Annotated in this window: 4 protein-coding genes; all 4 read right to left on the reverse strand. The window is 49.6% G+C overall.

What is annotated here, in order from left to right:
- Positions 1–15 precede the first annotated feature (15 nt).
- The 4 genes from ACYVB1_RS09825 to ACYVB1_RS09840 all read right to left on the reverse strand — a co-directional run bounded on the left by ACYVB1_RS09825 (position 16) and on the right by ACYVB1_RS09840 (position 11,082).
- Positions 16–2,262, reverse strand: coding sequence for an FG-GAP-like repeat-containing protein (locus ACYVB1_RS09825; RefSeq protein ID WP_460923327.1), 2,247 nt, complete (start codon positions 2,260–2,262; stop codon positions 16–18).
- Positions 2,263–2,342: 80 nt separating this feature from the next.
- The gene (locus tag ACYVB1_RS09830; RefSeq protein ID WP_460923329.1) at positions 2,343–5,876 is read right to left on the reverse strand and encodes a VCBS repeat-containing protein; all 3,534 of its coding nucleotides are present in this window, start codon (positions 5,874–5,876) and stop codon (positions 2,343–2,345) included.
- A gap of 120 nt (positions 5,877–5,996) precedes the next feature.
- Complete coding sequence (locus ACYVB1_RS09835; protein ID WP_460923331.1) at positions 5,997–7,349, reverse strand: vanadium-dependent haloperoxidase; 1,353 nt, start codon at positions 7,347–7,349, stop codon at positions 5,997–5,999.
- Positions 7,350–7,572: 223 nt separating this feature from the next.
- Positions 7,573–11,082, reverse strand: coding sequence for a VCBS repeat-containing protein (locus tag ACYVB1_RS09840; protein WP_460923333.1), 3,510 nt, complete (start codon positions 11,080–11,082; stop codon positions 7,573–7,575).
- Positions 11,083–11,368: the final 286 nt, after the last annotated feature.

An 11,368-nucleotide genomic window follows, 5' to 3' on the forward strand; every position in this document is an offset into this window, starting at 1 on the left:
GTAAGTTATCAAAGCTTACTGTTGATGAGTTGAAAGGTGCGCATGGTGTAAATCATGCGCACCTTTTTTCTTTTGGAAGTTCAGCTTCTGGTTATTTAGCTTCTTTACCTGTGCATTTCCTTCTGTTATTTGAATAAACTGGTTCGCAGTAATATTTTCGAACACTTGTGTGCGGTTAGAACCGGACCATGTTATCTCCAGCTTATCGATTCGAGTTGCCTGCCCAAGGCCTAGTTCTGCCCGCAGGCTAGAGGCCCCGAAACTCCCCCCGGAGTTTATATCACGGTAAAGAATTCTTCTTTTGCCCTGGTCTGTAACCGTAACTTTAAGACGTGTACCAATGGCGGCCTTGTTTGCTCTTGTCCCTTCGAACTTGATGGATATCCAGTTGTTAGTGGAAGGGGTGTTTTCCTGATAGGTATTTTTGAAAAGCGCGTTCCTGTAGTTATCGCCTTCAAAAGCACCTCCCATTACAGTGTATATGTCCTGGTCGCCATCATTGTCTATATCACCGGCCGAGACAGCATGCCCTTTCTGCAGATGGCCAACTCCTGCATCTGTCGTTACATCCTGAAAACCTTTGCCGGCATTGTTGCGGAACAGCTTATTGGGGATGATGGATTCAAAGCTTGGGTCTCCGGTGCCAAGGTACGTATCAAGCCAACCATCGTTATCAATATCTATAAAGTTGCTGCCCATGGTGTACAAAGCTTTGCTTATACCCATTGTTTCTGCTACATCTGTAAAGGTGCCGTCTCCGTTGTTATGGTAGAGTCTTGCTTTTTCGGCATCGTTCGGTAAACCAAGGTATTCGGCTGCCACATTATAGGAGACGCTGGGGTCCGAGCTGAATTTGAAGCCTGACACGAAGATATCCAGCCAGCCATCGTTGTCATAATCATAAAACCAGGTAGGGAACGACATCATGGGCTTGTCCAGGCCAGCCCTTGCTGTTACATCTTCAAACCGCAGCTGCTCACTTTTTCCCAGACCCAGGTTGCGGAACAAATAGTTCTGGCCGTACAGCGTGGATACGTAGATATCCTGCCAGCCGTCATTGTCGAAGTCGCCGGAAGTCACTCCTTTTACATACTGGTTTAACTCAATGCCAACCTCTTTGGCAACATTTTTAAACCTGCCACGGCGGTTGATATACAGCTCACATGGTTTAGGCGTAAACTTATCGGATGTTTCATTTCCTATGAACAGGTCCAGCCAGCCATCATTGTTAAAGTCAGCCCAGGTGGCCGTTTGGGTAGGGTAGAAAGAAAGCAGGCCTGCTTCTGCTGTTACGTCCGTAAAGGTACCGTCCCCGTTATTGCGCAGGAGCGAGTTAGGCTGTTTGCCTTGCTGTTCAAACCAGGCACCCCGCAGCACCAGCACATCAATGAAGCCATCGTTGTTATAGTCTGCCTGCGTCATGTTCAGGCTGTTGGTAATACCCTTCAAGCCGGCCTTTTCTGTATGGTCAGAGAAAGAGCCGTCGCCGTTGTTATGGAAATAATGGATTTGGTCCCGCAGGCCGTAGGAAGAGGCCATGATATCGAGGTAGCCATCGTTGTCAAAGTCCTCCAGGACAGATCCGCCGGAAATATTATCCACATCAACGCCCAAATCCCCGGCAATTTCCTCAAAACGCGCTACCGGATGTTCTGATTTGCTCTCTATTGGAATAAGCCATTTCTCGGGCACCCGATGTGGATACTCTCCAAGCGTCATGTATGCGATGTTCAGCAGCCAGCGGTACTGTAACGCATCCGGGTTACGTGTTAAAAGCGCCGTATAGTGCTCTATGGCTTTTCGGGAGCCGGTCGGAAGTTGGTGGAATCCAGCGCTGGCAATAGGGAAAATGCAGGAGGCTGAGGTATGGTTAATGAGGCAATTCTCCTGTTCACCAAAGCGCAGGTAGGCCTGTGCAATGTCTGCTTCCAATTTGTCGGCCAGGTTAACGTCTTTTGGAGTAAAGCTGTGAGCGAGCTGAGGCAGTTCCTGTTGGAGCTTTTCAAATAAATTGGCAGCCTCTTCAGGTTTTCCGGAACGTAATAATTCGATAGCTTTCTGGTATTCGTAATCAAATTTCTTCCTGCCGGAAACTGTGGACGCAAGTTCATCGAAATGCGCAACACGGGCATGGTTGGCAAACCTGTTGTCTGGAACGTAAAATGTCTGTGCAACCTCTTCCAGTAGCGCGGCCATATCTTTATTCCCGTTTGCCTGCTTTTCTTCACTACAGGAGGTTAGCAGGAGTAAAGCTGAAAGCATGGCACAGGATGTACTTCTTATATGTCTGTGAAGTTGATGCATCTTCTTGGTTACTGTTTGTGCCCCATCAGGGGCTTTTGCTACTTAATCTTTCTGCTCTTCCCGTTGTAGTCATATGCCACTACGGATACGACATTTTGAGGCAGGGCAATGCTTCTGGTAGATTGCGACAGATAACCTGAGCCGTAGTAAAGTTCTTTTACAATCTTTCTACCGGTATTCAGTGTTATCTCCATTCTTACCTCAGAAGGTTTAGCCTTAATGACCTGTGCTTGGCTTCCTGGGCCAGCAGCAGTATAGGCTTGTAAAGGCCCATCGTTGTTGGCAGTCAAGATAAGTGGTTTGCCGTTGTAAAGTGTCAGCTCGGCCATACCTTTGGCATCGCCATCTGCTAAAAAGCCACTCTGCTGCAGGGTTGCTGGCTGGAAACCTCCTTTGCCGTTTCCTCTCAGGAACAAGCCAGTAAATGCATCGTAAGCGCCGCTAAGTACCTCTGGTGCCTGCGAGTTACCGGATAGCAGTGCGTCCAGGTTACCGTCACCGTCATAGTCATTCACCGTGATACCGAACACAGGGGCAAACTGTGCCTGCATGGGCAGGGATGTTATTTTGAATTTCCCATTGCCCAGGTTTTCGATGTAGCTGGAGTGCATGTTTACACTTTTCAGCACATAAGACTGGTTCATCTCTGCCGGAGACAACACCTCTGTAACTGAAGCACGGGCATAGCTGTCGTAAGTGGTAAAGCGCCTGCGCATCGACACCATCTGGTCAAAGATATCATCCCGCGGACGCGCCGGCACATTCTTGCCCATCACATAGTGCGCCAGTATAGGGTCCATGCTGCCGTTGCGGTCATAGTCTGCCGCATAAACGGTTACGGGTTCTTTATCTGATGCTTTCAGTTTGGTGTTTAGGCCCAGATTGCCCGCAAGGTAGTCGATGTCGCCGTCGTTGTCGAAGTCGCCCCCCACGATGCTGTTCCACCAGCCGCTGGTATTGGACAGGCCGGTAGCGGCCGTTACGTTCTGTAATGTTCCATTCACATTCCGGAAGAAAGTAACCGGCATGCTTTCTCCTGTTACAATCAGGTCTACTGAGTGGTCATTGTCGAAATCGGTCCAGAGAGCAGCCGTGAGCATTCCCAGGTTTTGTAGCGCCGGCAGTACCTGTGCCGTGGCGTTACGGAACCTGCCTCCCTCATTCAGGAGGATGTAGCTTTCGGCAGGTGCCGGATAGTGCTGCGGGGACATTCTGCCCCCTACAAACAGGTCCAGGTCGCCATCCCTGTCTATGTCAGCCGCTGTTACAAACGACCCGCTGGTGGTCGTATTAGGCAATGCCTGCGTATCCAGTGTAAAGTTGCCCTTGCCGTCGTTCTTGTAAAGCTTGTCCTGGAAGTAAGGCGAATTGGCAGGGAACTCGTTTCCTCCGCTTACCACGTACAAGTCCAGATCACCGTCACCGTCCGCATCAAAGAACAGGCTGCCCATGTCCTCCTCGTACTTCGTCTGGTCTGTGATAGCAGCGCTTGTAAAGGTGCCGGTTTTTGATTGCAGGAAAACCCTTCCCGGATACTTGAAAGCTCCTCCCACATAAAAGTCTTCCAACCCATCGCCGTTTACATCGCCCACCGATATACCCGGACCGTTCTGCGTATACTTGTGCGGCAGCAGCGGCTGTACCTTAAAATCAATATAAGGCTCTTCTTTGTGGGTGTAGTTTATCTTATGCTTTGCGTTTGCGCTTTGGAATACAGGGGGTGCGGAAGGCCTCTTCTGTTGTTTTGCCGCAACAGCATCTCTGTGGTGGAGTATAAGCAGCTGGTTTGCTTTCACGTTCTCCAGTTGCTGTACTTTCCCATCAGCCCAGGTAACTTCCAAAGCCGTTATTACAGAATCCTGCCCCAGCCCGAAGTGTAAATAAGGCTCTACCGTAGACATAAACCCCCTGTAAGGAGAATACTCATGGTATTGGGTATTCTCATTCTGAGACAGCTTCACTTTGGCGCCATAACCTGCTGTTTTTTCACCCCCCTGCAGTTTTATCCGCAGGAAATTATTTCCAACCTGTTTCTCCGCATTGTTGCGGTACACAAAGGCTTTTCCGTTTATGTTGTTTGTAACAAGGTCCAGGTCCCCGTCGCCATCCAGGTCGGCATAAATGGCTCCGTTAGAAAAAGACGGCACCTCCAGGCCCCAGGCCTTGGTCTGGTTGCTAAATGTAAAGTCTCCGTTGTTCCGGTACATGTAGTTCGACTTCTCCGCGTTGGGCAGCTGGTTGATAACTTTCATCAGCTCCTTGTTCAGCACATCCATCGGTACGGTGCTGTTCAGGCCCTGCATACGGTACATAATAAAATCCCGGTTGGTGATGTCTTTAGGGAAACCATTCGTAATGTGCAGGTCTTTGTAGCCGTCGTTGTCGAAGTCGGCCAACAGGGGGCTCCAGCTCCAGTCTGTGCTATGTACACCCGCCAATTGCCCGATCTCGCTGAAAGAACCGTTGCCATTATTCAACTGAAGCGTGTTGCGCATGTATTGCGGGGTATAGCCATTCTGTATCTCCGCCATAAACCGGTCATAGTTCATGCCCCCAAACATCAGCTTGCTCCGGAGGTTATCTTCCGGCAGCATGTCTACCGTAATGATGTCCACCAAGCCGTCGTTATTGAAATCGGCTATGTCGTTGCCCATAGCCGACTGGCTCTGGTGCTTGAAGTAAGCGGCAGCCTTATCTGTAAAAGTGCCGTTTCCATTGTTCAGGTACAGGATATCATTCGACAGGTAGTCGTTTGACACGTACACATCCGGCCATCCATCCTGGTTGATATCGCTGATGGCGATGCCCAGGCCCTGGCCTTCCACCAGTATACCCGCCTGCTTCGAAATATCTGTAAACGTGTTGTTCCCGTTGTTTCGGTACAGCTTATCGGTGTTCTTCCCTGAACCATCTTTTATTTGGGGGCGCAGGAGGTTAGGGTTTTTTTCTTCCAGCGAGTGGTTGAGCAGGTAGAGATCCAAGTCGCCATCCTTGTCGTAGTCAAAGAAAGCAGCATGCGTTGAGTAGCTGTCGTCGGCAAGGCCGTACTGTTGGGCAGCCTCTGTAAAGGTATTGTCCTGGTTATTGATGTACAGCAGGTTTTTGCGCTGTTCTGAACTTGTCAGGCCTGTTACGCTGACATATATATCCTGATAGCCGTCGTTGTTGACATCTGCTACGGCCACACCGCTTGCCCAACGACCGGAGGTGTTGATACCCGCCTGCTTCGTGATATCCTCAAACGCCAGATTCCCTTTGTTCAGGTACAGCCTGCAGGGCACCATGTTGCCGGAAAAGAAGATATCCTGCAGCCCATCGTTGTTAAAATCGCCTACCCCTACACCGCCGCCATTGTAGAAGTACTCAAATTCGAGTACGTTGAGCGTTTGCGTTTCTGTAAGCGTGTTCGAAAAAGTAATGCCTGTCTCTGAATCTGAGAGGCGGTCGAATAGTTGGGGTGCTGTTGCTGTCTCTGCCGCGGCTTCTTTTGGTGTCTCTTTTTCCTGTCTGGCATTGCAGCCGGCAAGAAAAAGAACTGCTGCAAGCGATGCAGCTTTTAAACTATAGGGCATACAGGCTTTGGGTGATGCATACATGGGCTCAGTAATTGAAAAAAGCAGCTTGCCGGCTGGTTAACCTGGGCAGGCTGCTTTTTAAAAAATATTCATCAAAATAGAGGACAGGCAGACTGCTTATAGCTTCGCTGTTTGTGCTGCTTTGCGGGTTCTTAATTTGGAGATAACATGGTTTCCTACTTCCTTGCCCTGTTCAGCTCCTAGGTCACAGGCAGGACGGAAGTGAATACCACCGTAGATCCTGCTTTCTCCTACTTCTGCCGCAGCCTCGTTAAAGGAGTTGAACTTACGCACTGGCAAACCTATAGCCATCTGTGTAGAGTCAACAAAGGCATAGGCGTCTCCAAACTTATGGGTAAGTACAGTGGCCGCCGCTGCTGATATAACACTGTGGCCACTCGGGAACTCCGGAAAAGGAGGCGTCTGCAGAATCGGATCCCAGTCCTGGTCAATATAGCGCTCTATGTACGTGTCCGGGCGAATAGAATTATAGGCGTACTTGGCATCCCAGCAGGAAATAAATCCATCTGCCAAAGCCGTAGTAACCATTACATATGTTTCAGCAGCTTCCATCATATCCAGCTTGTTCTTTCGGATTGCGGAACTGGTAATGGACACCCAGTGGCCGGGAGGTGTTAACTTCTGCTGGAAATAGGTCACATGTCCCTTGGTGTAGGATATGTTTGGATTATCATCCCAGAAACGGGCTATCAGGAGTTTCTCCTCATCAATGTTTTTTACGATGTCGTACACCTCCATCGCTTCTTTATAAAATTCAGAAGTAGCCGTAGAATCAAAAGCAGTTGCCATCTTAGGCTTGAAATGTGCTGCAGAATCCATTACAAACGGCCTGATTTTGTTCCAGTGAGGCTCTACAGCAGGCATATAGTCAGGAGCAGTAGGTTGCCACGCATCCGGATTCTTTGTAATAACATGCCTGGTGAGCGCACGTGTTTCTATGTAGCCGTCCTTCTTTGCCCAGGCCAGTATGTGTTCTCCTACCTGGCGGCCATAGGCAACAGAGTTGTTCAGCACATCTTCCTTGATGCCGATTTCTTTAACCCGCGCCAGGTACTCGTTTTCGTACTCCTCCATCTTCAGCTCATCGAGGATAAGCTTTTTGCCTACTGTGGAGAAGGCGATGATACTCGAAACAGGATAATAGATTTCCTGTGTGGTGTCGGGCTGAGGAACATCAGCCAAGCCGTTAAACTGGCTGGAAAGTGTCTCATAAGCAGGATAAGCAGGAGCCAGGGCTTCATAGGCCGCAATATTTGGGTAAGAGTAAATGCGGCTGGCAACAGGTGGAGTAAAGATATCCTTGATAATGATCTCACTCAGATGCCTGTTCCATACGATCAACTGTGACTGTGAGAACTTATCCAGGCCTGCCTGGTCGTGTTTTTCCTCGCAACCAAAAATAAAGGGTAATGCAAACAAGAAGAGTACTAGGGACTTGACACTTTTCATGGTCTTTGAAAGGATGTTTGAGTTCGGCAGTTTGTTCAGCGCCTTCACTGTATGTGTTTTCGGCACTCTAAATTACTACAGCGCTTGTAAGTAACCAATTACTTTCTGGTAAAACTAGTTCCTGTATTGGACACTATTATTCTGCTTTCTGTAAATTTATCAACAGGTGGTTAAAAAAGTCGTGCAAATAACCCTAAAGAGGGAGCGTACATGCCAGGGGCAGCTAAGGGCGCAGCGCCAGCTTGTCTGCCTGTACAGCAACCTGTCTGCTCTTTCCGCTAAAGTCATGTATAGCAATAGCCCGTGCACCTGCAGGTACAGCCAGTGTTCTGGACGATTGTGACAGGTAGCCTGAACCGTAGTAAAACTCCTGCCGCATTTTTTTTCCATCCTGTAGCGTCACAATGGCCCAGGCATCGGCAGGCTTAAGTTCTATCAGCTTCTTCTGCTGCCCATAGGTAAATGATTTTACAGGGCCCTGGTTAGAGGCCGACAGTACAAGGGTTTTACCATCCGGCATTACTAGCTCGGCAATGCCTTTTGCATCCGTATCCACAAAGAAGCCACTCTTGGTAACAGGAACCGGTGCAAAGCTTCCTTTCCCATTCCCCTGCAGGTACAGACCAATGGAGGCATCGTACCAGCCTGCCTGTATTTCTGTGCCGTAGTTGTTACCTGTCAGCAGCAGGTCCAGGTTGCCGTCTCCGTTATAGTCGTTGACTGTAATACCGAACACTGGTGCCACCTGCGCCTGAACCGGCAGCGGGCTCACTTTAAACTTCCCGTTTCCGAGGTTTTCGATATAGCTGCTTTTTAAATGGGTGCTTTTGGCTACAATGGCATCCGTTAGCTCCTCCTTCGTGAAAATCTCTTCGTAGCCTATGCTGGCGTAGGCCTCAAACGACTGGAACTTTCTTCTAAACGAAACCATCTGATCGGTCATGGCATCGCGTGGGTGAGCCGGGTAGTTCTTGCCCATCAGGTAACGGCCTAGTATAGGGTCTATGCTGCCATTGTTGTCGAAGTCCTTCGCCATAATGGTAACGGGTTCCTCGGGGGAAGCCTTGTAATCAGAGTTTAGGCCGAAGTTACCGCCTATATAGTCTGTGTCGCCGTCGTTGTCGAAGTCACCTGCTGCCAGGCTGTTCCACCAACCGATGGCATCCTGCAGCCCTGTGTCTTTTGCAGCCACAAACTTGCCCCCCTTGTTCTTAAGCAAAGTCACAGGCATCCATTCCCCCGCTACCATCAGGTCTATTTGCCCGTCCTGGTCGGCATCTGTCCACAGGGCGGTGCTTACTAAACCGAACTGCTTTAGCTCCGGACATACTTTTTCTGTCACATCCGTAAACCTGCCTCCGTTATTCTGAAGGATGTAGCTGGTTGCTGGTAAAGGGTAGCGCTGTGGCACCACTCTGCCACCCACAAACAGATCCAGGTCACCGTCCTGGTCATAGTCTGCCGCTACCACGCAGGAGCCGCTCGACTTGGTGGCAGGCAACGCAGAAGGAGTGAGTGTAAACGCTCCTTTGCCGTTGTTCATATAAAGCCGGTCCTGGTATTCTGCGGCTCCCTCTTTGAATTCACTTCCGCCGCTTACCACGTACAGGTCCAGATCGCCGTCACTGTCCGCATCAAAGAACAGAGCACCCATGTCATCGCCATGCTTTACTCCATCTGTAAAAGGCGCCTGAGTAAATTTGCCTGCTGCCGTCTGTAGATAAAGCTTACCGGAAGCATCAGAGGAGCCCCCCGCATAGAAGTCTTCCAGCCCGTCTCCGTTCACATCGCCCACGGCAATGCCTGGCCCACCCTGAGAGTACTTCTGCATGAGCAGGGGCTGCAACTTAAAGTCTACAAAATCATTTTCCCTGTGCTGGTAGCTGATTCCGGTTGCGGAGCTGTCCAGGCCCTGGAAAAGAGTAGCGATGGTTGTGGTGGCTGGTGGGGTAGCCGGAGCTGTGGCGTTGGCGTGCTTCAGGGTTAACACCTGGTCGGCCTTTACGTTCTTGATTGTCTGCTGCCTGCCATCCGGCCATGTTACTTCCAGTGCGTCTACCTGCGCGACTTTGCCCAGCCCAAAATGAACCACGTTCTCTACTGTAGACTTGTAGCCGCGGTACACCGAATGGTCGTGGTACTGCTGCTGACCACCATACTTCAGGGTAAGCTTTACTCCCATGCCGGCTTTGTTCTTCGTGTCACCTTCCAGCTTTACGCGCAGGTAATGCCGGTCAGGCAGCGTGTTTGCATCGTTTCTGTAGATAAAGGCGGCCTCATCGATGTTATTCATGATGAGGTCCAGGTCGCCGTCATTGTCCAAATCTGCAAAGGCGGTGCCGTTGGTGTAGGAGGGGGCATCCAAGCCCCATTCCTCAGACTTATCGGCAAAAGAGAGGTTGCCGGTGTTCTGATAAACGTAATTATGCACCTTTACACCTGGGAGTTCTTTGATGAGTTTGGCCATTGTCTTTGCCTGATGGGCGTCATCCCCAAACTGCCCTTCCTGGCGCTTATAGATAATAAAATCGAGGTTGGTGACATCCTTGCGGTAGCCGTTTGTGATCAGCAGGTCCCGGTGGCCGTCGTTGTCGTAATCAGCAAACAAGGGAGCCCAGCTCCAGTCTGTCCGGTGAATACCCGCCAGCTGGCCTACCTCGCTGAAGGTACCGTTACCGTTATTTAACTGTAAGCTGTTGCGGACATACTGCGGCTGGTAGCCCATTGAAAGATTCCGCCTGTAGCGGTCATAATTAGCGGCCGCGATCATGGTTTTTTCCCGCTGGTTGTCAGGTGGCAGCATGTCCACGGTCATAATATCCAGCAGGCCATCGTTGTTGAAGTCGGCAATATCAGTGCCCATGGCATTCCAGCTCTGGTGCTTCAGGTACTCCTCTGAGCGATTCGTAAAGGTGCCGTCGCCATTGCTGATGTAGAGAATATCATTGGTGATGAAGTCGTTTGCCGCATAAATATCAGGCCACCCGTCGTTGTTGATGTCGGCAATGCCCACACCCAGTCCGTATCCTTCAATCAGGATTCCGGCTTCTCTGGAAACATCGGTAAAAGTATTATCTCCGTTGTTACGGTACAGCCTGTCTGTACTCAGCCCCTGGCCATCCACTTTTTTAAACCGGGCATTGTTGCGCGGAAAGTTCTCCAGCGCGTTTGTGAGCAGGTACATGTCCAGGTCGCCGTCCTTATCATAGTCAAAGAAAGCAGCCTGGGTACTATATCCTGTGTCTGCTATCCCGTACGCCCTGGCAGATTCCGTAAAAGTGCCGTCTCCGTTATTGATGAACAGCATGTTCGGTTTGTCTGCTGTTTTATTTGGTCCGGCTACGCATACGTAGATGTCTGTGTGGCCATCGCTGTTTACATCGGCCATTGATACGCCGGTTGCCCAACGGTCGGTCGCCACACCGGCTTTTTCAGTAACATCCTCAAACTTCAGGTTACCCTTGTTCAGGTATAGCCTGCTGGACACCATGTTGCCGCCAAAGAAAATGTCCTGCAGCCCGTCGTTGTTAATGTCTCCGATGGCTACACCGGCTCCATTGTACAGGTAATCGTATTCAATGGCATTGAGCGTGTCGTTCTCAGGCAATGTGTTGCTAAAGGTGATTCCTGTATCCTCCGGAGACAGTAGGTGAAAGAGCTGGTCCCCTTTTTTGTTATCACAGCTGCTTAAGAGGAAGGTAGTACCTAAAAAAAAGAAGAATATATACTTCATATCATGCATGGCAAGGGAGGCGTAAACAGTACAGAAGACACGTACAGCTACATTAAAATTTCAAATGAGTACAACCTATTGTTGGTTCCGGTACAAATTTTTAATAAAATAAATTCTTAAATGTAAGAATTAGTTAAATAAAAAACCATCTCTCTGCAAATCAGAAGCTGTTACAATGGCCCTTAGGCTTGTTCAGGTGTAAAACCGTACTGTTTCCACCGTAACTGTTTAGCAGTTATCACAAAAATTAAGTTCATTTCAGGGCAAAAAGCAGGGGGAACAACCA

Source organism: Pontibacter brevis, assembly GCF_054779655.1.

Bases quoted from the DNA above. Each gene is read 5' to 3' on its own strand.
- ACYVB1_RS09840 (WP_460923333.1), bottom strand. From the start codon at position 11,082: ATGAAGTATATATTCTTCTTTTTTTTAGGTACTACCTTCCTCTTAAGC.
- ACYVB1_RS09825 (WP_460923327.1), bottom strand. From the start codon at position 2,262: ATGCTTTCAGCTTTACTCCTGCTAACCTCCTGTAGTGAAGAAAAGCAG.
- ACYVB1_RS09830 (WP_460923329.1), bottom strand. From the start codon at position 5,876: ATGCCCTATAGTTTAAAAGCTGCATCGCTTGCAGCAGTTCTTTTTCTT.
- ACYVB1_RS09835 (WP_460923331.1), bottom strand. From the start codon at position 7,349: ATGAAAAGTGTCAAGTCCCTAGTACTCTTCTTGTTTGCATTACCCTTT.